The sequence below is a fragment of the Microbacterium sp. EST19A genome (genome assembly GCF_019969685.1).
In the GTDB taxonomy this organism is placed as follows: domain Bacteria; phylum Actinomycetota; class Actinomycetes; order Actinomycetales; family Microbacteriaceae; genus Microbacterium.
The window spans coordinates 72,012-92,859 of record NZ_JAHXYZ010000001.1 but is presented as its reverse complement, the minus strand read 5'-3'; the positions used below and the strand labels follow the sequence as shown (position 1 = coordinate 92,859).

At 69.2% G+C, this 20,848-nt stretch carries 24 protein-coding genes and 2 tRNA genes; 18 read left to right on the top strand and 8 right to left on the bottom strand.

From position 1 onward, the window contains the following. Nucleotides 1-53 precede the first annotated feature (53 nt). Nucleotides 54-2,021 carry an acetate--CoA ligase gene (acs, locus tag LC452_RS00520; RefSeq protein WP_223624663.1) on the bottom strand — a complete coding sequence of 656 codons (1,968 nt, stop codon included), beginning with the start codon at nucleotides 2,019-2,021 and terminating at the stop codon, nucleotides 54-56. A gap of 395 nt (nucleotides 2,022-2,416) precedes the next feature. Between acs and LC452_RS00515 the strand changes: the two genes are divergently transcribed. From LC452_RS00515 to LC452_RS00455, 13 genes are all read left to right on the top strand, one after another. After that, complete coding sequence (locus tag LC452_RS00515) at nucleotides 2,417-3,427, top strand: TadA family conjugal transfer-associated ATPase (RefSeq protein WP_223622092.1); 1,011 nt, start codon at nucleotides 2,417-2,419, stop codon at nucleotides 3,425-3,427. Next, nucleotides 3,421-4,326 (top strand): type II secretion system F family protein, encoded by a 906-nt coding sequence (locus LC452_RS00510; protein WP_223622091.1) that lies wholly within the window; start codon nucleotides 3,421-3,423, stop codon nucleotides 4,324-4,326. The genes LC452_RS00515 and LC452_RS00510 overlap by 7 nt, the downstream gene beginning before the upstream one ends. Before the next feature lie 63 nt (nucleotides 4,327-4,389). Beyond that, on the top strand, nucleotides 4,390-4,587 hold the full coding sequence (locus LC452_RS00505) for a DUF4244 domain-containing protein (protein ID WP_223624661.1): 198 nt from the start codon (nucleotides 4,390-4,392) through the stop codon (nucleotides 4,585-4,587). Continuing rightward, the gene (locus LC452_RS00500; protein WP_223622090.1) at nucleotides 4,584-4,946 is read left to right on the top strand and encodes a TadE family type IV pilus minor pilin; all 363 of its coding nucleotides are present in this window, start codon (nucleotides 4,584-4,586) and stop codon (nucleotides 4,944-4,946) included. Before LC452_RS00505 ends, LC452_RS00500 begins: the two co-directional genes overlap by 4 nt. Continuing rightward, nucleotides 4,946-5,275: a helicase gene (locus tag LC452_RS00495; protein WP_223622089.1), complete on the top strand. Its 330-nt coding sequence runs from the start codon at nucleotides 4,946-4,948 to the stop codon at nucleotides 5,273-5,275. Before LC452_RS00500 ends, LC452_RS00495 begins: the two co-directional genes overlap by 1 nt. 77 nt (nucleotides 5,276-5,352) lie before the next feature. Beyond that, nucleotides 5,353-8,238 (top strand): type I DNA topoisomerase, encoded by a 2,886-nt coding sequence (topA, locus tag LC452_RS00490; protein ID WP_223622088.1) that lies wholly within the window; start codon nucleotides 5,353-5,355, stop codon nucleotides 8,236-8,238. Next, nucleotides 8,235-8,870 (top strand): dTMP kinase, encoded by a 636-nt coding sequence (gene tmk / locus LC452_RS00485; RefSeq protein WP_223622087.1) that lies wholly within the window; start codon nucleotides 8,235-8,237, stop codon nucleotides 8,868-8,870. Before topA ends, tmk begins: the two co-directional genes overlap by 4 nt. Before the next feature lie 64 nt (nucleotides 8,871-8,934). Continuing rightward, nucleotides 8,935-10,092 (top strand): DNA polymerase III subunit delta', encoded by a 1,158-nt coding sequence (locus LC452_RS00480; protein WP_223622086.1) that lies wholly within the window; start codon nucleotides 8,935-8,937, stop codon nucleotides 10,090-10,092. Continuing rightward, nucleotides 10,089-11,645, top strand: a complete 1,557-nt coding sequence (locus LC452_RS00475; RefSeq protein WP_223622085.1) for an alpha/beta hydrolase — start codon at nucleotides 10,089-10,091, stop codon at nucleotides 11,643-11,645. The genes LC452_RS00480 and LC452_RS00475 overlap by 4 nt, the downstream gene beginning before the upstream one ends. Nucleotides 11,646-11,714: 69 nt before the next feature. After that, a tRNA-Thr gene (locus LC452_RS00470) sits at nucleotides 11,715-11,787 on the top strand. 67 nt (nucleotides 11,788-11,854) lie between these two features. Continuing rightward, the gene (locus LC452_RS00465) at nucleotides 11,855-12,436 is read left to right on the top strand and encodes an isochorismatase family protein (RefSeq protein WP_223622084.1); all 582 of its coding nucleotides are present in this window, start codon (nucleotides 11,855-11,857) and stop codon (nucleotides 12,434-12,436) included. Then, complete coding sequence (locus tag LC452_RS00460) at nucleotides 12,433-12,966, top strand: DUF1697 domain-containing protein (protein ID WP_223622083.1); 534 nt, start codon at nucleotides 12,433-12,435, stop codon at nucleotides 12,964-12,966. Before LC452_RS00465 ends, LC452_RS00460 begins: the two co-directional genes overlap by 4 nt. Continuing rightward, nucleotides 12,963-13,595 carry a M23 family metallopeptidase gene (locus tag LC452_RS00455; protein WP_223622082.1) on the top strand — a complete coding sequence of 211 codons (633 nt, stop codon included), beginning with the start codon at nucleotides 12,963-12,965 and terminating at the stop codon, nucleotides 13,593-13,595. Before LC452_RS00460 ends, LC452_RS00455 begins: the two co-directional genes overlap by 4 nt. 9 nt (nucleotides 13,596-13,604) lie before the next feature. Here LC452_RS00455 and LC452_RS00450 read toward each other — a convergent pair whose 3' ends face one another. Further along, complete coding sequence (locus LC452_RS00450) at nucleotides 13,605-13,820, bottom strand: hypothetical protein (RefSeq protein WP_223622081.1); 216 nt, start codon at nucleotides 13,818-13,820, stop codon at nucleotides 13,605-13,607. Between the two features lie 25 nt (nucleotides 13,821-13,845). Between LC452_RS00450 and LC452_RS00445 the strand changes: the two genes are divergently transcribed. Next, nucleotides 13,846-14,364 carry a CGNR zinc finger domain-containing protein gene (locus LC452_RS00445; protein ID WP_223622080.1) on the top strand — a complete coding sequence of 173 codons (519 nt, stop codon included), beginning with the start codon at nucleotides 13,846-13,848 and terminating at the stop codon, nucleotides 14,362-14,364. Nucleotides 14,365-14,373: 9 nt separating this feature from the next. Here LC452_RS00445 and LC452_RS00440 read toward each other — a convergent pair whose 3' ends face one another. The 6 genes from LC452_RS00440 to LC452_RS00415 all read right to left on the bottom strand — a co-directional run bounded on the left by LC452_RS00440 (nucleotide 14,374) and on the right by LC452_RS00415 (nucleotide 17,514). Then, nucleotides 14,374-14,919: a type 1 glutamine amidotransferase domain-containing protein gene (locus LC452_RS00440; RefSeq protein ID WP_223622079.1), complete on the bottom strand. Its 546-nt coding sequence runs from the start codon at nucleotides 14,917-14,919 to the stop codon at nucleotides 14,374-14,376. A 137-nt stretch (nucleotides 14,920-15,056) separates the two neighbouring features. After that, the gene (locus LC452_RS00435; protein WP_223622078.1) at nucleotides 15,057-15,518 is read right to left on the bottom strand and encodes an SRPBCC domain-containing protein; all 462 of its coding nucleotides are present in this window, start codon (nucleotides 15,516-15,518) and stop codon (nucleotides 15,057-15,059) included. A gap of 9 nt (nucleotides 15,519-15,527) precedes the next feature. Next, nucleotides 15,528-16,178, bottom strand: coding sequence for a dihydrofolate reductase family protein (locus tag LC452_RS00430; protein ID WP_223622077.1), 651 nt, complete (start codon nucleotides 16,176-16,178; stop codon nucleotides 15,528-15,530). Nucleotide 16,179: 1 nt separating this feature from the next. Beyond that, nucleotides 16,180-16,518, bottom strand: coding sequence for a helix-turn-helix transcriptional regulator (locus LC452_RS00425; protein WP_223622076.1), 339 nt, complete (start codon nucleotides 16,516-16,518; stop codon nucleotides 16,180-16,182). Between the two features lie 122 nt (nucleotides 16,519-16,640). Further along, nucleotides 16,641-16,713: transfer RNA gene (locus LC452_RS00420), tRNA-Lys, on the bottom strand. 141 nt (nucleotides 16,714-16,854) lie between these two features. Continuing rightward, nucleotides 16,855-17,514 (bottom strand): fasciclin domain-containing protein, encoded by a 660-nt coding sequence (locus LC452_RS00415; protein WP_223622075.1) that lies wholly within the window; start codon nucleotides 17,512-17,514, stop codon nucleotides 16,855-16,857. Nucleotides 17,515-17,722: 208 nt separating this feature from the next. On the opposite strand from LC452_RS00415, the gene sigK reads away from it, so the two are divergent. The 4 genes from sigK to LC452_RS00395 all read left to right on the top strand — a co-directional run bounded on the left by sigK (nucleotide 17,723) and on the right by LC452_RS00395 (nucleotide 20,822). Beyond that, nucleotides 17,723-18,322 (top strand): ECF RNA polymerase sigma factor SigK, encoded by a 600-nt coding sequence (gene sigK, locus LC452_RS00410; RefSeq protein WP_223622074.1) that lies wholly within the window; start codon nucleotides 17,723-17,725, stop codon nucleotides 18,320-18,322. Continuing rightward, on the top strand, nucleotides 18,319-19,083 hold the full coding sequence (locus LC452_RS00405; protein ID WP_223622073.1) for an anti-sigma factor domain-containing protein: 765 nt from the start codon (nucleotides 18,319-18,321) through the stop codon (nucleotides 19,081-19,083). The genes sigK and LC452_RS00405 overlap by 4 nt, the downstream gene beginning before the upstream one ends. Before the next feature lie 29 nt (nucleotides 19,084-19,112). Beyond that, nucleotides 19,113-19,742 (top strand): DNA-directed RNA polymerase subunit beta, encoded by a 630-nt coding sequence (locus tag LC452_RS00400; protein ID WP_223622072.1) that lies wholly within the window; start codon nucleotides 19,113-19,115, stop codon nucleotides 19,740-19,742. 195 nt (nucleotides 19,743-19,937) lie between these two features. Then, on the top strand, nucleotides 19,938-20,822 hold the full coding sequence (locus LC452_RS00395; protein ID WP_223622071.1) for an aminodeoxychorismate lyase: 885 nt from the start codon (nucleotides 19,938-19,940) through the stop codon (nucleotides 20,820-20,822). Nucleotides 20,823-20,848: the final 26 nt, after the last annotated feature.

The following is a 20,848-nucleotide window of genomic DNA, read 5'->3' as shown; positions in this document are numbered from 1 at the left end:
CGAACGAAGAACGCCCCCTCGCGGAAACGCAAGGGGGCGTTCTTGCTGATGTCCTACTTGACCTGCGCCGAGATGATGCTCATGACGGCCGTGTCGGCCAGTGTCGTGGTGTCGCCGACCTCGCGGCCTTCCGCGACGTCGCGCAGCAGGCGGCGCATGATCTTGCCGGAGCGCGTCTTCGGCAGCTCGCCGACGATGTACACGTCGCGCGGCCGGGCGATCGCACCGATCTGCTCGCCGACCCACAGCCGCAGCTGCTGGGCGAGGCCGGCCGGATCGTGCGCGGCGAGGTAGCTCTCCTTGATGATCACGAAGGCGACGACGGCCTGACCGGTGGTCTCGTCCGAGGCGCCCACGACGGCCGCCTCGGCGGTGGCCTCGTGCGCCACCAGCGACGATTCGATCTCGGCGGTCGACAGGCGGTGGCCGGACACGTTCATGACGTCGTCGACCCGGCCGAGCAGCCAGAGGTCGCCGTCCGCGTCGAGGCGCGCGCCGTCGCCGGCGAAGTAGTAGCCCTGCTTCTCGAACTTCTCCCAGTAGGTCTCGCGGAAGCGCTCCGGGTCGCCCCAGATGCCGCGTAGCATGCTCGGCCAGGGCTCGGTGACGACGAGCAGTCCGCCGCTGCCGTTGCCGACCTCGACGCCCTTCTCGTCGACGACGTCGATCGAGATGCCCGGGAGGGGCACCTGCGCGGACCCGGGCTTCGTCTCGGTGACGCCGGGGAGGGCCGACACCATGATCGCTCCGGTCTCGGTCTGCCACCAGGTGTCCACGATCGGGGCCTTGCTGGCTCCGATGACCTCGCGGTACCACATCCATGCTTCAGGGTTGATCGGCTCTCCGACCGAGCCGAGGAGCCGCAGCGACGAGAGGTCGAACTTCGCGGGGATGCTGCGGCCGATCTTCATGAACGAGCGGATCGCCGTGGGGGCTGTGTAGAAGATCGAGACCTTGTACTTCTCGATGATCTCCCACCAGCGACCGGGGTGCGGAGCATCCGGCGTCCCCTCGTAGAGCACCTGGGTCGCGCCGTTGGCGAGGGGACCGTAGGCGACGTACGAGTGCCCGGTCACCCAGCCAATGTCGGCCGTGCACCAGTAGACATCGGACTCCGGGTGCAGGTCGAACACGTACTTGTGCGAGTACGCCGCCTGGGTGAGGTATCCGCCGGAGGTGTGCAGGATGCCCTTCGGCTTCCCGGTGGTGCCGGAGGTGTAAAGGATGTAGAGCGGGTTCTCGGCCGGGAAGGCCTCGGCCGTGTGCTCGGCGGATGCCGCGGGCACGGCGTCGTGCCACCAGACGTCACGGCCCTCGACCCAGTCGACGTCGTTGCCGCCGCGCTTGACGACGAGCACGTGCTCGACGGTCTGCTGCTCGCCCTCGCCGCGGTCGCCGAGAGCCTGGTCGACCGCGGGCTTCAGGGCCGAGACCTTGCCCTTGCGGTAGCCGCCGTCGGCCGTGATGACGAGCTTGGCTCCGGCATCGTCGATCCGGGAGCGGAGACTGTCGGCGCTGAAACCGCCGAAGACGACCGAGTGGATGGCGCCGAGTCGGGCCACCGCGAGCATGGAGGCGATGGCCTCGGGGATCATCGGCAGGTAGATGGCGACGCGGTCGCCCTGTCCGATGCCGAGGTCGGCGAGCACGTTCGCGGTGCGCTTGACCTCTTCGGTGAGTTCCGCGTAGGTGATGCTGCGGGAGTCTCCCGGCTCGCCTTCCCAGTGCAGGGCGACCCGGTCGCCGTTGCCTGCCTCCACATGCCGGTCGAGGCAGTTGTAGGCGACGTTGAGCTCTCCGTCGTCGAACCATTTCGCGAAGGGCGGGTTGGTCCAGTCGAGAACGCGGGTGAAGGGCGTGTGCCAGTGCAGGAGCTCGCGGGACTGCTCGCCCCAGAACGCCTCGCGGTCTGCGGAGGCGCGCTCATAGAGCTCGGGCGACGACACGGTCTGGGCGACGAACTCCTCCGACGGCGGGAACTTCCGGGTCTCATCGAGAAGGTGGTCGATCTGGCTGCTCATCGGCAGGCGCTCCTTTGCGGCATCACGGGTCATGCGGGCACGGTCGTGGCGCTGCCACCACCGTGTCAGGGCGAATCTATCCTCGGCGTCCGACGTCGCATACTGCCGAAAGTCGGTAGTGCAGCGGGTTTTGTCAGGACGGTCGCCTTGCGTACACTCGACGTCAGCCGAATTCTCATTCGTGCCTTGGTGCGCCCGATTCCCCCGATCGCGGCCCACCGTGGGCGGCATCTCATTCCCCCCGTGAGATGCCGCCCATCTCTTTTGGGAGCGCTCCCTGCTTCCCCTCGGCAGCGGTTCTGCACGGATGCCGGATTTCGCGGCTTCTGCACATCGGGCGGGGTTCGCCTCGAGGACTCGACCGGCGGGTGGGCGGGTCGGCTTAGCGTCTCGACATGGCCGATTCCTTCGTCATCCAGCCCCGCGGAACAGCGCGGACGGGGCCCTCCGCGCGCACCGCCGTGGAGCCGCTCCGTCTGGATCCGGCGTTCGGTCCCCTCGCCGAGCACTGCCTCGACGAAGCCGTCACCGACGTGTTCCTCAACGGCGGGGACGGCCTGTTCGTCGACCGGGGGAGCGGCACGGAGCCCGTGCCGGGGTGGAGGGCGTCGGAACGCGAGGTCCGTGACCTCGCGGTCGCTCTGGTCGGCCTCGGAGGTCGGCACCTCGACGACCAGGCGCCGTGCGTCGACGTGCGCCTCGATTCCGGCATCCGCGTCCACGCCGTGCTGGCGCCGGTCTCGACGACGGGAACAGCCCTGTCCATCCGCATACCCCGGGTTCGGGCCGCAGATCTCGATGCGCTCGGAGCGCTCGGATCCTTCGACGCCCGTCAGCAGAGCTGGCTCGCCGGGCTGGTCGCCGAGCGCGCCAACATCCTCATCACCGGCGGGACCGGTACGGGCAAGACCACTCTCCTCTCGGCGTTGCTGTCCGAGGTGTCGTCGGCCGAGCGCATCGTCACGATCGAAGACGTCGCCGAGCTCCGGCCGCGGCATCCGCACCACGTCGCGCTCGAGGCGCGACAGGCCAACCTCGAGGGCGCGGGCGGGATCAGCCTCGCCCGGCTGGTGCGGGAGTCGCTCCGGATGCGGCCCGACCGTCTCGTCGTCGGCGAGTGCCGCGGCGAGGAGGTCCGTGAGCTGCTGACCGCACTCAACACCGGGCATGACGGCGGTGCCGGCACGCTGCACGCGAGCGGTCTGCGAGACGTCCCGGCCCGCCTCGAGGCGCTCGGCGCTCTCGCCGGCATGGATGCCACCGCCCTCGCGCGGCAGGCCGTGAGCGCGTTCACGATGGTGCTGCACCTCGAGCGCGCGCCCGACGGCGCGCGGCGCATCGGTCAGGCCGGACGATTCGTCCTCCGCGCGGATCGTCTCGACATCGAGGAGGTGCGGCCGTGGTGATCCGGTTCGGGCGACCTGCGGCGGGCGATCCCGACGGAGGGGCGGATGCTGCGACCTCGGTGCAGACGCTCGCCGTGCTATTGCAGGCCGGAGCGGTCCCGCTCGTCGCCTGGCGGCACCTCGCCGAGACGGGGGATCCGCACGCTGCGGCGATCGTGGAGCGCGTCGGATCCGGGATGCCGCTGCTCACGGCGATCGAAGCAGAAGGCGGAGCCTGGGCCGACCTCGCCGCCGCGTGGGAGGTCGCGACGACGGTCGGCGCCCCGCTCGCAGAGGTGCTGCGCATGATCGCCGAGACACTGCGCGACGCGGCGTCGGCGGCCGACGACGTGCGCATCGCGCTCGCGGAGCCGGCGGGTACGGCACGCCTGCTGCTCTGGATGCCGTTCGCCGGGCTGTTGCTCGGCTTCGCGCTCGGTTTCGACACGCTCGGCGTGATCATCGGCAATCCGCTCGGCACCGCGTGCGTCGTCGCGGGGCTGCTGCTCGTCCTGGCCGCGCGTCAGTGGACCCGCCGCCTGCTGAGACGGGCGCGCCCCGCGCCGGGCACGCCGGGGATGCGGCCGGAGCTCGTCGCCGTCGCGCTCTCCGGAGGCGCCTCCATCGATCGCGCGCTGCGGCTCGTCGCGGAGAGCTCGGTGTCAGGAGCCCGCGAGGAGGAGCGCATCCGCACCGTGCTGGATCTGTCCCGCGCGGCCGGCGTTCCGGCGGGCGAGCTGCTCCGCGCCTCGGCCGCGCAGGATCGGCACGCCGCACGGGTGCAGGGCCGCCTCCGCGCGGCGAGGCTCTCCACGCGTCTCCTCATCCCGCTCGGCGTCTGCACGCTGCCGGCGTTCCTCCTGCTCGGGGTCGCGCCGCTGCTGCTCAGCGTGCTCGCGTCGACTCCGCTGCCCCTATGACCCCCGCTGCCCATGAACCACAGAGAAGAAGCACCACAGAGAAAGAGGAACACCATGAAGACGATGAACGCGATCCCCACGCTGACCCGGCGCCGCGCGGCTGTCCTGTTCGGCGATGACACGGGTGCGGCGACAGCGGAGTACGCGATCACGACGATGGCGGCCGTCGCCTTCGCGGGGCTGCTGGTCGTCATCATGCGGTCCGACGAGGTGCGGGGCATCCTGACGGACCTCGTCCGCCGGGCGCTGTCGGTGTCGTGAAGCGTTCGACGCGCGGCGGGCCGCGCTTCGGCGAGGAGCGCGGATCGGTCGCCGCCGAGCTCGCGCTCGCCCTCCCGGCTGTCGTGCTCGCGCTGCTCCTGGGTGCCGGTGCGCTGAGCACCGCCTCCCGACAGGTCTCCCTGCAGGACGCGACCGCGGACGCCGCGCGCCTGCTCGGTCGCGGCGAAGGCGGTGGTGCCGCGGCCGGTGTGGTGAGTCGAGCCGTTCCGGGGGCCGCGGTCTCCTCCTCGGGTTCCGGCGACCTCGTGTGCGTCACGGCATCGATCGATGTCTCGCTCGGCGCGCTGATCCGCATTCCGCTGCGGGCGTCGAGCTGCGCGCTCGCCGGAGGTCTCTGATGGCCGGGTCCGCCCTCGCTGCAGGTCTCCTCTCCGTCGCGGCGGCGCTCTCCCTCGGGCTCGCCGCCGTGGCCGGTGCGGCCGTCACAGCTCAACGCGCTGCCGGTGCGGCGGACGCCGCCGCGCTGGCCGCGTCGGACGCGGCCAGCGGTGCGGTGGCGTCCGCGGAAGAGCCGTGCGCGCTCGCGGCGAGGGTCGCCGCAGCGTCCGGCGCCACCCTCACCGGATGCACGATCCAGGCGTTCGTGGCGACCGTGGAGGTGCAGGCGGCGTACGCTGGTCTGGCTGCCGTCTCCCGCGCCCGTGCCGGGCCACCCGAGGGTCATTGACGGCGGCGCGACCTCACTCACTGTGAATGACCCCACACAGTGGTGTGTATGGTGTGCTTCGAAGAAAGGACGCCCCCTTGGCTGAAGGCAAGAAGCTCGTCATCGTCGAGTCCCCGACGAAGATGCGGTCTATTCAGGGATACCTCGGCGACGGCTATGAGGTGCTCAGTTCCGTCGGCCACATCCGCGACCTCGCCGACAAGAAGGACATCCCGGCCGCCGACAAAGAGGCCTACGGGAAGTACTCGATCGACATCGACAACGGCTTCGACCCCTATTACGTCGTCTCCGATCGCAAGACGAAGACGGTCGCCGAGCTCAAGCGCGCGCTAAAGACCGCCGACGAACTCCTGCTCGCCACTGATGAGGACCGCGAGGGCGAGGCGATCGCCTGGCACCTGCTGGAGACGCTGAAGCCCAAGGTGCCCGTGAAGCGCATGGTCTTCCACGAGATCACCAAAGACGCCATCCAAGCGGCGGTGGGCAACACCCGCGAACTCGACCATGACCTCGTCGACGCGCAGGAGACCCGTCGCATCCTCGACCGTCTCTACGGGTGGGATGTCTCGCCCGTGCTCTGGTACAAGGTCAAGACCGGCATCTCCGCGGGCCGCGTGCAGTCCGCCGCAACCCGTCTGATCGTCGACCGGGAGCGCGAGCGCATGGCGTTCACCTCTGCCGAGTACTGGGACGTCGACGCCGACGCCGCGGCGACCGGCACCTCGTTCAAGATCCGGCTCGTCCGCGTCGACGGCGGGCAGCTCGCCCGCGGCACCGACTTCGACGACACCGGAAAGCTCAAGAAGGCCGTCGTCATCCTCGACGAGGCCGCCGCCGCCGCGCTCGCCCAGGCCGTCGACGCCGTCGGCGCCGGCAAGGTCACCAAGGTCGAGGCCAAGCCCGGAACCCGCAGCCCGTACGCCCCGTTCACGACCTCGACGATGCAGCAGGAGGCCGGTCGCAAGCTCTCCATGGGAGCGAAGCAGGCGATGGGCGTCGCGCAGCGTCTGTACGAGAAGGGCTACATCACCTATATGCGCACCGACTCCACGTCGCTGAGCACCCAGGCGGTGCAGGCGGCGCGGAGCCAGGCTGTGGCTCTCTACGGCGACGCGGCCGTGCCGCTGAAGCCGCGTGTCTACAAGTCCAAGAGCAAGAACGCCCAGGAGGCGCACGAGGCGATCCGTCCCTCGGGTGACAACTTCCGCACGCCGGCGTCGCTCTCCGGTGAGCTCGACCGCGACGAGCAGCGCCTCTACGACCTCATCTGGAAGCGCACGGTCGCCAGCCAGATGGCTGACGCGAAGTACGAGACGACGACCGTCACGATCGCGGTCGACACCTCGTCCGAGCTCAAGGGCGCGGGCGCTGCCAAGCTCGCCGAGTTCACGGCATCCGGCACCGTCTACACCTTCAAGGGCTTCCTCGAAGCGTACGAAGAAGGACGTGACGAGAAGCGAGGAGACGCCGACGCGGCCGAGAACCAGTCGCTCCCGGCCGTCGCCGTGGGCGACGAGCTCGCCGTCTCGGATGCCGAGGCCAAGGGGCACCGCACCACGCCGAAGCCCCGCTACACCGAGGCGTCGCTGGTGAAGGTGCTCGAGGAGAAGGGCATCGGCCGTCCCTCGACCTTCGCCTCGATCCCCGAGACGATCCTCGACCGCGGCTATGCCGTCAAGCGCGGCCAGGCGCTCGTGCCGACGTGGCTCGCGTTCAGCGTGGTCCGTCTGCTCGAGGAGCATTTCGCCGACCTCGTCGACTACGACTTCACCGCGGCGCTCGAGGATGACCTCGACACCATCGCCCGTGGCGAGCAGAACCGTGTCGAGTGGTTGAAGTCCTTCTACTTCGGCTCCGACTCGCGCACAGGGCTGCGTCAGGTGGTCGACAACCTCGGCGAGATCGACGCCCGCGCGCTGAACTCCACGCGCATCACCGACACCGCCACCCTCCGCTTCGGCAAGTACGGCCCGTACCTCGAGATCACCGACCCGGAGAACCCCGAGGCCAAGCCGCGCATCGTCAACGTGCCGGAGGACCTCGCGCCGGACGAGCTCACGCAGGCCAAGGCCCAGGAGCTCATCGACGCTCCCGTCGCCGGCGACCGCGTGTTGGGGGAGAACCCCGAGAACGGCAAGATCGTCGTCGTGAAGGACGGCCGGTTCGGCCCTTACGTGCAGGAGAACGACCCGGTGTCCGAAGACGCCGCGGTCGACGAGACCACCGGTGAGGTCGTCGAGGCTCCCAAGCCGAAACGCGGCGCGAAGAAGGACACGGCGCCCAAGCCCCGCACCGGATCCCTGTTCCGCTCGATGTCGGTCGACTCGATCGACCTCGAGACCGCCCTGCAGCTGCTGAGCCTCCCGCGCATCGTCGGGACCGATCCGGAATCGGGCGACGAGATCACGGCGCAGAACGGCCGGTTCGGTCCGTACCTGAAGAAGGGCACCGACTCCCGATCGCTGGAGAGCGAATCGCAGATCTTCGACGTCACCCTCGAGCAGGCGCTCGAGATCTACGCGCAGCCGAAGTACGGCGCAGGACGCCGTGCGTCCAGCGCGCTCGCCGAGTTCGAGGCCGACCCGGTCAGCGGCAAGCCGATCCGCATCCGAGACGGCCGGTTCGGCGCCTACGTGACCGACAGCGAGACGAACGTGACGATCCCGCGCGGGCAGAAGGTCGAGGACATCACGTTCGAGATCGCCGTGCAGATGCTGGCCGACAAGCGCGCCAAGGGACCCGCTCCCAAGCGCGGCGCCCGCTCGACGGCGGCCAAGAAGGCCCCCGCGAAGAAGGCTCCTGCGAAGAAGGCTCCGGCGAAGAAGGCTCCCGCGAAGAAGCCGGCGACGAAGACCGCCGCGGCGAAGAAGACGGATGCCGCGACCTCCGCAGCGCGCTCCGCCGCAGCCAAGAAGGCAGCGGCGACCCGTGCGGCGAACGCGGCGGCGAAGGCGGACTCGTGACCCCAGGTCACGGTGTGTGGATCACGCTCGAAGGCGGTGACGGCTCGGGCAAGACCACGCAGTCGAACCTGCTCGCGTCGTGGCTGACGGATGCCGGTCGCACCGTGCTCCGAACCCGCGAGCCCGGCGGGTCCGAGGTCGGGCAGCTCATCCGCGACATCGTGCTGCACCACCGGGGCGACATCGCGCCGCGAGCGGAGGCCCTGCTGTACGCGGCCGACCGGGCGCATCATGTCTCGACGGTGGTCCGACCCGCGCTCGCGCGCGGCGAGGTCGTGCTGCAGGATCGGTATCTCGATTCCTCGGTCGCCTACCAGGGCGCCGGCCGCGTGCTCGACGCGACCGAGATCCGCGACCTTTCGCTCTGGGCCGCCGAGGGTGCGCTCCCGGACATGACGATCCTGCTCGACCTCGATCCGAGCGCCGCTCGTGTGCGCCTCGACTCGGCCGACAAGCCGTTCGACCGGCTCGAGGCGGAGAAGGCGGAGTTCCACGGCAGGGTCCGCGATGCGTATCTGGCTCTCGCCGACGCAGAACCGGAGCGCTTCCTGGTGGTCGATGCCGCGGCATCCGCCGACGAGATCGCCGCCGTGATCCGTGCCCGCGTCGACAGTCTGCTCGCCTCCGACTGAGTCACCACCGCCTGGCCGCGCACTCGGTGCGGCGGGCGTCGGTGCTCCCGATTAGGCTGAGCACATGCCCCAGACCGTCGCCGCTCCCTTCCCGTGGGCCGATGTGTGGGGTCAGGATGCGGCTGTCGAGACTCTGCGCGACGCGGCATCCGATCCGTCCGCGCTGTCGCACGCCTGGCTGATCACCGGCCCGCCCGGATCAGGGCGATCGACGCTCGCGCACGCTTTCGCCGCCGCCCTGATCGCCGACCATCCCGATGACGAGGCGAAGATGCGCCAGGTCCTCGCCGGCACTCATCCCGACGTCACGGCGCTGCGCACCGACAAGGTCATCATCACGATCGCCGAGGCCCGCGCGCTCGTGGAGCGCTCGTATTTCGCGCCGTCCGCCGGTCGCTACCGGGTCATCATCGTCGAAGACGCCGACCGCATGGTCGAGCGCACATCGAACGTCCTGCTCAAGGCACTCGAAGAGCCGCCGGAGCAGACGGTGTGGATCCTGTGCGCCCCGAGTGAGGCAGACCTGCTTCCGACGATCCGCTCCCGCGTGCGCTCGCTGCGGCTCCGCGAACCCGACGTGGCCGACGTCGCCCGCCTCATCAGCCTGCGCACCGGTGTCGACGAGGTCATCGCCGAGCAGGCCGCACGGCACGCGCAGCGCCACATCGGCATGGCGCAGCGTCTCGCGACCGACGACTCCGCCCGCCGCCGGCGCGACGAGACGCTGCGCTCCGTCCTCGGCGTGCGGGGAGTCGGCGACGCCGTCGAGGTGGCCGGCCGCATCATCCAGGCCGCCACCGAGGATGCGAAGGCCCTCACTGCTGAGCGCGACGCGACCGAGCGCGCCTCGATGCTCCGCACCGTCGGGATCGCAGAGGGCCAGTCCGTGCCGCCGGCGCTCCGCGCGCAGCTCTCCGCTCTCGAAGACGATCAGAAGAAGCGCGCGACCCGGAGCCTCCGGGATGGCATCGATCGCGTTCTCACCGATCTGCAGTCACTGTTCCGCGACGTCGTCATGCTGCAGTTCGGCAGAGGCGACGACCTGATCAACAGCGAGCTGCACACCGAGCTGAGCGCCCTCGCATCCGCCTGGGCCGAGACACGTACTCTTGTCGTACTTGACCACCTTGCCGAGACGCGGCAGTCGCTGGAGCGCAACGTCGCCCCGCTGCTCGCCCTGGAGAGCTTGCTCGTGACGATCACGAGCGGGAGGAAACCGTGAACAATCGATCGACTTCCCGCTTCCGCCGCGCTGCCGCGATCATCGCGGGACTGGCCGCGGCGACGGTCGCCCTGTCCGGGTGTCTGTACGCGATGATCCCCGAGCAGTCGGCTCCGCGCCCCTCGTCGACCAATGCCCCCGACACCGAGGGCGTCGCCGAAGACCTGCTGCCGTTCTACTCCCAGACGCTGACGTGGACCGAGTGCGGCACCGGCTTCGACTGCACCGATGTGCGGGCGCCGCTCGACTGGGAGAACCCGGGCGAGGGTGAGATCACGCTCTCCGTCGTCCGCCACCAGGCCGAGGGCACCGCGATCGGGTCGCTGCTCACCAACCCCGGGGGTCCCGGTGCGAGCGGTGTCGATCTGATCCAGAACAGCCTCGACTTCGCGGTCGGCGCCGACCTCATCGAGAACTACGACGTGATCGGCTTCGACCCTCGCGGCGTCGGCGCATCGACCGCCGTCACCTGCTTCGATGCCGCGGCGATGGACGACTACCTCTACAGCATCCCCGCCGCGCCGCGCGGCACGCCCGAGTGGGAGGCGGAGCTGCTCGACTCGCACAAGGCCTTCGCCGACGCGTGCGACGCCAACAGCGGCGGCATCCTGCCGTACATCACCACGATCAACGCCGCGCACGACATGGATCTGATCCGCGCGGTGCTCGGAGACAAGCAGCTGAACTACCTCGGCTACTCCTACGGCACCTTCCTCGGGGCGACCTACGCGAAGCTCTACCCCGAGAAGGCGGGTCGGCTCGTGCTCGACGGCGCCATCGACCCTGCCGTACCGGGCCTCGAGGTCGGCGCGACGCAGGCTCTGGGCTTCGAATCGGCGCTGCGCGCCTACATGCAGAGCTGCCTCGATTCGGGCAGCTGCCCGTTCAACGGGTCGGTCGACGACGCGATGGCCGACCTCGGAGCGCTGCTCGCGAGTGCCGACCGCACCCCGCTGGCGAGCGGTGACGGACGCATGCTGGGAGCGGACTCGCTGATGACCGGCATCATCGCGGCGCTCTACTCGGAGGACAACTGGAGCATCCTCACCCAGGCTCTCGACGAAGCGCTGCAGGGCGACCCGACGACGGCGTTCCTGCTGGCCGACTTCTACAACGGCCGCGAGAACGGCGCCTACACCGACAACTCCTCCGAGGCGTTCCGCGCCTACAACTGCATGGACTATCCGGTGGAAGACGATCCCGACGCCGAGGCCGCGATCGAGAAGAAGATCGCCGAGGGCGCCCCGACGATCGCCCCGTACTGGAACGGACCCGACTCCTGCTCGGTGTGGCCGTACCCGCCCACGGGCACGCGCGGCGAGATCACCGCCGAGGGCGCAGGTCCGATCGTCGTCGTCGGAACGACCAACGACCCGGCGACCCCGTACGAGTGGTCGGAGTCGCTCGCCGATCAGCTGGAAGAGGGTGTCCTGATCACCCGCGTCGGCGAGGGGCACACCGGATACAACAAGGGCAACTCGTGCGTCGACGACGCCGTCGAAGCCTTCCTCATCGACGACGTGGTGCCCGAAGACGGCCTGCGCTGCGAATGACGCGTGCTCGATTCGCGACCGCGAGCGAGACAGGGTAATATCGGTGATCGTGCCGCTCACGCGTCACACGCCGCCTTAGCTCAGTCGGCAGAGCATCTCACTCGTAATGAGAAGGTCGTCAGTTCGATTCTGACAGGCGGCTCCGAAGGCCCCGTGGTGCGAAGAACATCACGGGGCCTTTCCCTTTCCTCACGGCGTACCCTCGAACCATGAGCAGAGCACTCCTCATCGTCGATGTGCAGAACGACTTCACCGAAGGTGGCGCCCTCGCCGTCGAGGGAGGCAATGCGGTGGCCTCCGCGGTGTCGGCCTTCCTCGCCGCGCATGCCGCGGAGTACGCGGTGATCATCGCGTCGCGCGACTGGCATCACGCCGAAGGTGACAACGGCGGACACTTCCACGAGAGCCCCGATTTCGTGGCGACCTGGCCGGTGCACTGCGTCGCCGGCACGGAGGGCGCCGAGTACGACCCGCTTCTCGCGACGGACGCCGTGACGCATCACGTGCACAAGGGCCAGGGGATCCCCGCCTATTCGATGTTCGAGGGCGTGACGGAGAGCGGATCCACCGTGGGCGCGGTGCTGACGGATGCCGGCGTCGTCACGGCCGATGTCGTGGGCATCGCGACAGACCACTGCGTGCGCGCGTCCGCGCTCGACGCGATCGCGCACGGCGTCCGGGTTCGCGTGTTCACGGATCTCGTGGCCGGCGTCGGCGTGGAGTCGAGCGAGGCAGCGCTGGCGGAACTCGCGCACGCGGGCGCAGAGCTCGCCGAGAGCACCGACGCGTGAGCCGCAGCGTTCTGCTGCTACGGGCGGTGAACGTCAGCGGCCGCAACAAGGTGCCGATGGCACGCCTGAGGGAGGTGCTGGAAGCGGAGACCGACCTGACCGACGTGTCGACGTACATCGCCAGCGGGAACATCATCTGCGCGACGCCGAAGAAGCCTGCAGCCGCGTGCAAGGCCGTGCGCGCGGCGATCGTGGCGGAGTTCGGCGTCGATACCCCGGTGATCCATCGCACTCGTGCGCAGCTCGTCGCCTCCGAGAAGGCTCAACCCTTTCCTGAGGGTGAGGAGAAGTTCGTGCACGCCATGTTCCTGGAGGGCTCGAGCAAGGCCGGTGCCGTCGCGGCACTGGAGGATCGACTTCTTCCCGAGGAGCGGATCGAGCTGATCGGCGACGACCTCTGGATCGACTACGGGAGCGGCGGCGTGCACTCGACCAAGCTCACCGGAGCGGTGCTGGATCGTGCGCTCGGCGTCGCGGGGACGGCACGGAACCTGCGCACCGTCCGCAAGCTCATCGAGCTGACCGCGTGAGCGCGGGGGATGCCGTCGAGCTGGCGCTCCCCTTCACCGGGCGGTGGCTGGTGCAGAACAGTCCGGCATCCCGAACGCCGAGCCACGGCACCGAGCTCTTCGGTACCTCCCACGCGATCGATTTCGTGCCGGTGGGCGAAGACGGACGCAGCGCGCCCCGCACGCTGGCGAGCCTGTTCGCCACCGAGCGTCCCGAGGTGTTCGTCGGCTTCGGTCGGACGATCCTCGCGCCGGTGGCCGGCGAGGTCGTCGCCCTGCTCGACGGGGAACGGGATCATGTTGCCCGTCGCTCCGTGTTCGCACTCATCGGCTACGCGCTCACGCAGTCGTCCCGCATCCGGCGCGGCGCGGCCGCGATCGCCGGCAATCACGTCGTGATCCGCGCGGGCGATGCGCTGGTGCTGGTGGCGCATCTGCGTCAGGGGAGCGTCCGCGTGCGGACCGGCCAGCACATCGCGCAGGGCGAGCCGGTAGGCGAATGCGGCAACTCCGGGAACAGCACCGAACCGCACGTGCACGTGCAGGTGTCCACGTCCGTCGAGCGGGACGCCCGCGGCATCCCGCTCGTCTTCACGAACCCGGCCGGAGGTCGCTGGGTGCCCCGCAACGGCGAGATGGTCACCGCCTGAGGGCGGCGCTCACGACTGCGGGGAGGAGATCCCGATGCTGACGGCGGCGGGCGGCATGTGCGTATGCGCCTGCACGTCGACTCGACGCATCGCGCACTCGACGCACCGCACGTAGAGCACGACACCTTCGCTGGTCGGATGCCGCGACTCGACGAGCCACGCGTGCTCGTGCGTCGTCGTCGGCTGCGGAATGCGGGGGATGGGGAGGGTGTGCAGTGCGCTCATGTACCCAGCGTGATGTAATGCTGTTATGCATCTCAACCCTTACGGCGAGTATGCCGTCCTGCTGGCGGCATCCCTCGCCAACGACTGGCCGGAAACCCGCGCCGGGATCGAGGAGCGCACGCTGGAACTCGGGATGACGCAGACCTTCCCCGCGGCGCCCGACGATCACGCGAGGATCAGGGTGATCGTCGACGACTGGCTGAAGATCGTGGACGAGCCGGATGCCGATGCACGCGCCGAACTGCTCAACGCAGAGCTCGCCGCCGCGGCCGCCTACCCGCGGCTGACGAACCACGACGGCGAAGGATGGCACCTGCATTACCGTGACGATGTGCAGTCGCTGCCGTACGTGGTGCGGGCCATCATCAATCTCGGCACCTCGCTGCACCTCGTCACGCGGGGGATGAGTCGGCTGGGCCGCTGCCAGGCGCCCCCGTGCACGAACGTGGTGGCGGATGTGACGCGCAACGGGCGTCAGCGCTTCTGCTCCGTGCGCTGCGCGAACCGGGCCGCCGTCCGACGGCACCGGGCGCGCGTCGCCTGAGGAGGCCGCTCAGGCCGTCTGGCCGGCGTGCGTGCCCTCGCCGATCTCCTCGACGACCTTCGCGTTGAACGCGGGGAGGTCATCCGGGGTGCGGCTCGAGACCAGGCCCTCGTCGACCACGACCTCTTCGTCGACCCAGGTCGCCCCGGCATTGCGGAGGTCGGTCTGCAGGCTCGGGTAGCTCGTGAGAGTGCGCCCGTCGACGACGCCGGCCTCGATCAGGATCCAGGCGCCGTGGCAGATCACTCCCACCGGCTTGTGCTGCTCGAAGAACGCGCGGGCCAGCGCGATCGATGGCTTGTCCATGCGCAGGTGATCCGCGTTCATGACGCCGCCGGGCAGCACGAGCGCGTCGAACTGATCGGCAGTGGCATCCGTCGCCGCGAGGTCGACCGACTGCTCGTGTCCGTTCTTGCCGGTGATCCTGCCGCTTTCGGGTGCGATCAGGGTCGCACTGGCGCCCTCGGCGGTCACCGCATCCCACGGGCTCGTCAGCTCGCTGTCCTCGAATCCGTCCGTCGCCAGGAATGCCACTCGGCTGCCGGTGAGAGTCATCGTTCGTCCTTTCGTGGGGAGTCGTGTCCGCGGGGATCACGGGGACACGACTCGACCCTCTCGCGGAGTGCCGAGATGGTGAAGGGGGTGGTCGAACGCCGACGGCGGTGCTACGAGCGAGCCGCTGCGGGAGCGGCTCAGGCCAGGTATCGCCGGAGCGCCTCGAGCAGGCCTCGGGTGCCCTGCTCTCGCCCGAGCCCGCCCTCCCAGAACTGGTCGAAGAAGACGCCGTGCTCGATGTGCGTGAACCGGGTGCCCTCCTCGATCGGCTCGAACTCCAGGGACGCCACGGAGGTCGACATGTGCACGCCGTCGATCCACATGTCGTAGGTCGTCACGATGCGGACGTGCTCGACGATGTCGGTGTACGTGGCCTCGTAGCGCGAGATGGGGCGGTCATGGAACGCGCTCTCGGCGATGTCGCGCCCGCCCACCCGGAAGTCGAACGCCCATTCGCGGGCCTCCATCGATGGTCCGGAACCCCACCAGCGGAGCTTCTCCTCCTCGACGGCGAAAGCATCCCAGACGCGCTCGACGGGGGCGGGGTAATCACGAGTGAGATCGAAGCCGGAGCGGGCGAGCCGGCGCTCTGTCGTCATCGGTGCGTCCTATCGCGTCAGGGTGACGTGGATCTCGCCGCTCTCGGCGACCTCCGTCGTCACGGTGTGGGTGAGGTCGAAGCCGCGCAGATCGTCCCACAGCCGGTTGCCGCGACCGAGGAAGATCGGCGCGACCATGAGGTGCAGGTCGTCCACGAGGCCGGCGCGCAGGAAGTCCCGCGCCGTGCTGTATCCGCCGCCGATGCGCACGTCCAGATCGCCTGCAGCCTCCGTCGCCTCGGCGAGCACGTCTGCGATCGGCGCGTCACGGAAGTGGAAGGTCGTGCCGCCGTCCATCGGGATCGGCGGGCGAGGGGCCCCGTGAGTGAGCACGTAGACCGGAGTGCCGAAGGGAGGGGTGTCGCCCCACCACCCCTTCCAGTCCGCATCGTCGGGGAACGTGTGGAAGCCGAACATGCCCGCGCCCATGATCTCGGCGCCGATGCCGTCGAAGAATGCGGAAGCGTACCTGTCGTCGACGCCGGTCGTGCCGGCGCCGCTGGTGTCGCCGAAGATCTTCTCGCGGAAGGTGCGGGTCGCCGCGTACGCGGCGGTGATGCGCCCCCAGTCCTCGCCCATCGGGTTCTCGGGCGTCGGTGTCGGGTCGGCGGGCGTGTAGCCGTCGAGCGACGTGAACAGGTCCATGCGAACGCGGGTCATGTCAGTGCTCCTTCGGGGTCGTGAGGGTGAGATGGATGCCGAGGCGATCGGCGTGGTGCTCCGCGGGGGTCCGCTGCTCGCCGAGCCACAGGTGCAGCACGTCGAGAGCGCCGGGTCGAAGGGTCACGGTGCGGACGCGCCCGTGCTTCTCCGAAGTGATGACGCCCGCGTCCTCGAGCACTCGGAGGTGCTGCATGAGCGACGGAAGCGCCATCGTGAACGGGGCCGCGAGGTCGGACACGACCGCGGGCGATGCCGCCAGCCGCTCCACGACGGCGCGACGCGTCGGATCCGCGAGGGCACGGAGCACGGCGTCGACGTCATCGTGATAGTTAGGCATTTGCCTAACTGTACGACGAAGCGTCGACGGAGACAAGAGCCGATCGCGGTCGCCATGAGACGGCGACCGAAGGGACCAGCAGAGAAGCCGGTGATGACCGCGGTCCGGAGACGACGTTGCGGTGGGCCCCGTGGGGCTCGAACCCACGACCCGCGGATTAAAAGTCCGATGCTCTGCCAACTGAGCTAGAGGCCCCTGGGTTCAAGTCTAGTGCGCACAGAAGGGGCCGCCGGTGAACACAGTCACCGGCGGCCCCTTCTCCTTCTCACGTTCCTCCCCCGAGACGAGAGAAGGTCGCTTGCCGGGAAAACCCCACCCGGCAGGATGTGTCCCTGATTACATCGGGGGCATCAGAACCGTGTCGATGAGGTACACGGTCGCGTTGGCGGTCTGGACGCCACCGCAGATGACGGTGGAGGTTCCGTTGACCATCAGGTCGTCTCCGCTGCCGGTGACTTCGAGGTCAGCACCCTGAACGGTGGGGTGCGTGCCGACGATCTCGTCCGGTGCGATCTGGCCGGGAACCACGTGGTACGTCAGGATCGAGCTCAGCAGTGCGCTGTCGGTCTTGAGCGTCTCGATGGTGGCCGGGTCGATCTTCGCGAAGGCGTCGTCCACCGGTGCGAAGACGGTGAACTCGTCACCGTTCAGGGTGTCGACGAGGTCGACGTCCGGGTTGAGCTGACCGCTCACCGCGGCGACGAGCGTCTTCAGGAGCGGGTTGTTGGAGGCGGCCACGGCGACCGGGTCCTTCGACATGCCCTCGACGGAGCCTGCGCCGTCCGGAACAGCCTCGGCGTATGCGGCGCAGCCGGAGCCGACCAGGTTCGCGGCCGGGTCCATCGCCTCTTCGCTGGGCGCTGCCGACTCGGAAGTCATCGGCTCCGACGACTCCTCTTCAGCCGGGGTGCTTCCCATCGAACAGGCGGAGAGCAGGAATGCGCTCGCCAGCGTGAGAGTGATTGCCGCGGTGACCTTCTTCTTGGTGCTGAACATCTCGAGCTCCTTCAGATTGAGCCACGGCCTCTCCGTGGCGTCGAGATGTGTTCGGAGCCCCGTCGCGATCGGATGGGAGAAATCTGGAAATCTGTTTTTTCGTCACCGATCCGTGATGTTGGCGCCACAGGGAGAAGTCCTTTCGCCAATAGGGGAGTATTCGCTCACGATCGGGTGACGCTGCACGAGATCGGGGACGGGATGCGGCATGCTTGTAGGGATGGTCATCGATGGAATGGAAGTGCCCGAGGACGGGACGGCGAACGATGCCGTCGCCACCCTCCTCGTCCGCACCGCCGCCGGTGATCAGCAGGCCTTCGCAGAGCTCTACGACTCGCTCTCGTCCCGCGTTTTCGGCCTCATCCTGCGCGTGCTCGTGAACCGTTCGCAGAGCGAGGAGGTGCTGCAGGAAGTTTTCCTCGAGATCTGGCAATCCGCTTCGCGCTTCGCTCCGAACAGAGGTCAAGGACGAGCATGGGTGATGACAATCGCACATCGTCGGGCCGTGGATCGGGTGCGTGCATCCCAATCCAGTGCGGACCGTGATGTGCGGGCGGGTCTGAGGGACATCGGCGTGGCGCACGACAGTGTCGCCGAGCAGGTCGAACTCGGGATCGACGGCGAGAAGGTCGTCGAAGCACTCACAGGGCTGCCGGAGGCGCAGCGAGAAGCGCTCGTGCTCGCGTATTACGGCGGTTACAGTCAGAACGAGATTTCGGTGCTCGTGGGAGCACCGTTGGGGACGATCAAGACACGAATGCGAGACGGGCTCACCCGTCTTCGAGCAGCCATGGGGGTGACAGCATGAACGAGCAGGAGTTCGCAGAACTCGCGGCAGGAGCCGCCATGAACGCACTGACGCCCGACGACGAGCGTCGCTTCCGCGATGCCCTCGTCGCCCACCCCGAGTGGCGCGCCATCGCCGAAGCCGACATCGAGACCGCCGAGATGCTCTCCTTGTCCACTGTTCCGGAGACCCCGCCGGCCGGCATCCGCGCTGCGCTGCTCGCTCAGATCGCGGTGACCCCGCAGGGCGAGGTCCCTGCTGCACCCGCCGCACCCGCCCAGGAGCTGCCGCGTGTCGACCCCGTGTCGTCCATCTCGGCTCCGCGCCGCTGGAGCCGCGCCGTGTTCGCGCTCGCCGCGTGCCTCGCCGTGCTCGTGGGCGTCGGAATCGGCGCCGTCGCACTCAACCAGCAGCTGAACCGTCCGACATCCGTGGTCGCGCTTCAGGAGATCCAGTCGGCCCCCGATGCGCAGAAGGCCACGGTCGAGCTCGCCGACGGCGGAACGGCCACGGCGCACTGGTCCGCGTCGGCCGGAGCCGCGGTGCTCGTCACCGACGGCATCCCCGCACCTGCCGACGGCAAGAGCTACGAGCTGTGGTTCGTCCGCGGCGAGACCGCTGTTCCCGCCGGTGTCTTCGCGGTCGAGGACGGTCGCGCCACTGCAGCCCTCGAAGGCGACATGCACGCCGGCGACGTGATCGCGGTCACCGTGGAGCAGGCAGGCGGCTCTCCCACGGGTACGCCGACCAGCGACCCGTTCATCGTCATCCCCACGGCCTGATCCGCTCGGAACGCGGGTAGCCTGGTTCGATGCCCGAGCAGCATCGCCGTCCCATCCGTCGACCGACCAGTGCCTTCGACAACATCGTCGGCGCGCACGATCCCGCCGAGGAGACACGGGTCGCGCACGCGACGGCCTCCGCTCTGCTGACCCGCGTGCGCGCGGACGAGAGCGGGGCGAGCGCCGAGCGGCTGGTCGCTTTCACCGCAGAGCACGGTATCGACGAGATCGCAGAGCTCTGGTCCCAGGCGCCGTCGCGCACGCTGCCGGGTGCGCTGTGGCGGCTCTACGTGCTGCAGCTGGCGATCCACGGCGACCCGCACACGGCAGCACTGCTCTACGAAAGAGGCCGGGTCGAGCTGCATTCGGCAGACGTGGTGATCGCGGGTGCACCGGCGCCGGCCGAACCGGACGAACTCGTCGCCCTCATCGACACGATCCTCCGCGGAGCGTTCCGTGGAGACTTCGCCGTCGCACTCGATCGCGCCGCCGCGTTCTGCCGCGTGCAGGCATCAGGCGCGACCCACACGGCCGACGACTACGAGCCGACCGAGCCGGCACGCGCGAGCGAGCTCACGACGAGGGCCCTGCGTCTCAGCAGCTACGGCCAGGATCTCTCGGCCGCCGCCGTGCTCTGGCGCCAGGGCTCCCTGGCCTGACCGCGGCCGGACAGAGCCTGACCGCCGCCGGACAGAGCCTGAACCCCTCCGGACAGAGAAAGACCGGGCCGCAAGAACGCCTCTCGGCGGAAGGCCGCTCAAAGCGGCAAAAAATGGAGCCCGGGGTTATGCGGCCCGGCCATTCGATTATAACGCGAGACCCCGATCGGTATTCCCTGACCGTAGGCTCGGAGCATGAACCGGCGCTTCGCACTCATGATCGATCCCGTCGCGGCCGACGAGGACCGCTCCGACTTCGGCGACACCTTCACCACGGTGGATGCCGCGGCTCCCGCACTGAGCGTCGGGGAGCTCAGCACCCAGCGCGGCGACGGCGTCTTCGAGTCCATCGGGGTCATCGACGGACACGCGCAGGAGGTCGTGCCGCATCTCGAGCGGCTCGCGCACTCGGCGCGACTGTGCGATCTCCCGGCACCGCATCTGCCGCAGTGGCGACAAGCGATCGGTGAGGCCGCCCGCCAGTGCGGGGAGGGGGAGGCGGTCATCAAACTGATCCTCAGCCGCGGCGTCGAGCACGGACCGACCCCGACCGCCTGGGTCACCGCCGCGCCGGCAGCCGACTTCTCCCGCGTGCGCGCCGAGGGCGTGCGGGTCGTGACCCTGGATCGCGGGTACGACCTGGGAGCGGCAGAGCGGGCACCGTGGCTGCTGCTCGGCGCCAAGACGCTGTCGTACGCCGTCAACATGGCGGCGCTGCGAGAGGCGCACCGCCGCGACGCGGACGACGCGATCTTCCTGTCCAGCGACGGCTTCGTGCTCGAGGCCCCGACCGCGTCGCTCATCCTGCGCTTCGGAGACCGCTTCGTGACGCCGGCCCCGAACGGCGGCATCCTGCACGGCACGACGCAGCTGAGCGTCTACGAGCACCTGTCCGCGCGTGGGTTCGAGGTGGGCTACGACCGCATCCCGGCATCCGATCTTCCCCGGGCGGATGCCGCCTGGCTCGTGTCGAGCGTGCGTCTCGCGGCCGCGATCACCGCCGTCGACGGGGTGTCGCTGCCCGTCGACCAGGCGCTCACCGACGAGCTGAACGCCTACCTGCTTTCGCCGCGCGACTGACGCACGAAGGGCCCGGAGCCGAAGCT

Coding starts and splice junctions, on each gene's coding strand:
- acs (WP_223624663.1), bottom strand. CDS start 2,021: ATGAGCAGCCAGATCGACCACCTTCTCGATGAGACCCGGAAGTTCCCG.
- LC452_RS00515 (WP_223622092.1), top strand. CDS start 2,417: ATGGCCGATTCCTTCGTCATCCAGCCCCGCGGAACAGCGCGGACGGGG.
- LC452_RS00505 (WP_223624661.1), top strand. CDS start 4,390: ATGAACGCGATCCCCACGCTGACCCGGCGCCGCGCGGCTGTCCTGTTC.
- LC452_RS00495 (WP_223622089.1), top strand. CDS start 4,946: ATGGCCGGGTCCGCCCTCGCTGCAGGTCTCCTCTCCGTCGCGGCGGCG.
- LC452_RS00480 (WP_223622086.1), top strand. CDS start 8,935: ATGCCCCAGACCGTCGCCGCTCCCTTCCCGTGGGCCGATGTGTGGGGT.
- LC452_RS00465 (WP_223622084.1), top strand. CDS start 11,855: ATGAGCAGAGCACTCCTCATCGTCGATGTGCAGAACGACTTCACCGAA.
- LC452_RS00450 (WP_223622081.1), bottom strand. CDS start 13,820: ATGAGCGCACTGCACACCCTCCCCATCCCCCGCATTCCGCAGCCGACG.
- LC452_RS00445 (WP_223622080.1), top strand. CDS start 13,846: ATGCATCTCAACCCTTACGGCGAGTATGCCGTCCTGCTGGCGGCATCC.
- LC452_RS00440 (WP_223622079.1), bottom strand. CDS start 14,919: ATGACTCTCACCGGCAGCCGAGTGGCATTCCTGGCGACGGACGGATTC.
- LC452_RS00435 (WP_223622078.1), bottom strand. CDS start 15,518: ATGACGACAGAGCGCCGGCTCGCCCGCTCCGGCTTCGATCTCACTCGT.
- LC452_RS00430 (WP_223622077.1), bottom strand. CDS start 16,178: ATGACCCGCGTTCGCATGGACCTGTTCACGTCGCTCGACGGCTACACG.
- LC452_RS00425 (WP_223622076.1), bottom strand. CDS start 16,518: ATGCCTAACTATCACGATGACGTCGACGCCGTGCTCCGTGCCCTCGCG.
- LC452_RS00415 (WP_223622075.1), bottom strand. CDS start 17,514: ATGTTCAGCACCAAGAAGAAGGTCACCGCGGCAATCACTCTCACGCTG.
- sigK (WP_223622074.1), top strand. CDS start 17,723: ATGCTTGTAGGGATGGTCATCGATGGAATGGAAGTGCCCGAGGACGGG.
- LC452_RS00405 (WP_223622073.1), top strand. CDS start 18,319: ATGAACGAGCAGGAGTTCGCAGAACTCGCGGCAGGAGCCGCCATGAAC.
- LC452_RS00400 (WP_223622072.1), top strand. CDS start 19,113: ATGCCCGAGCAGCATCGCCGTCCCATCCGTCGACCGACCAGTGCCTTC.
- LC452_RS00395 (WP_223622071.1), top strand. CDS start 19,938: ATGAACCGGCGCTTCGCACTCATGATCGATCCCGTCGCGGCCGACGAG.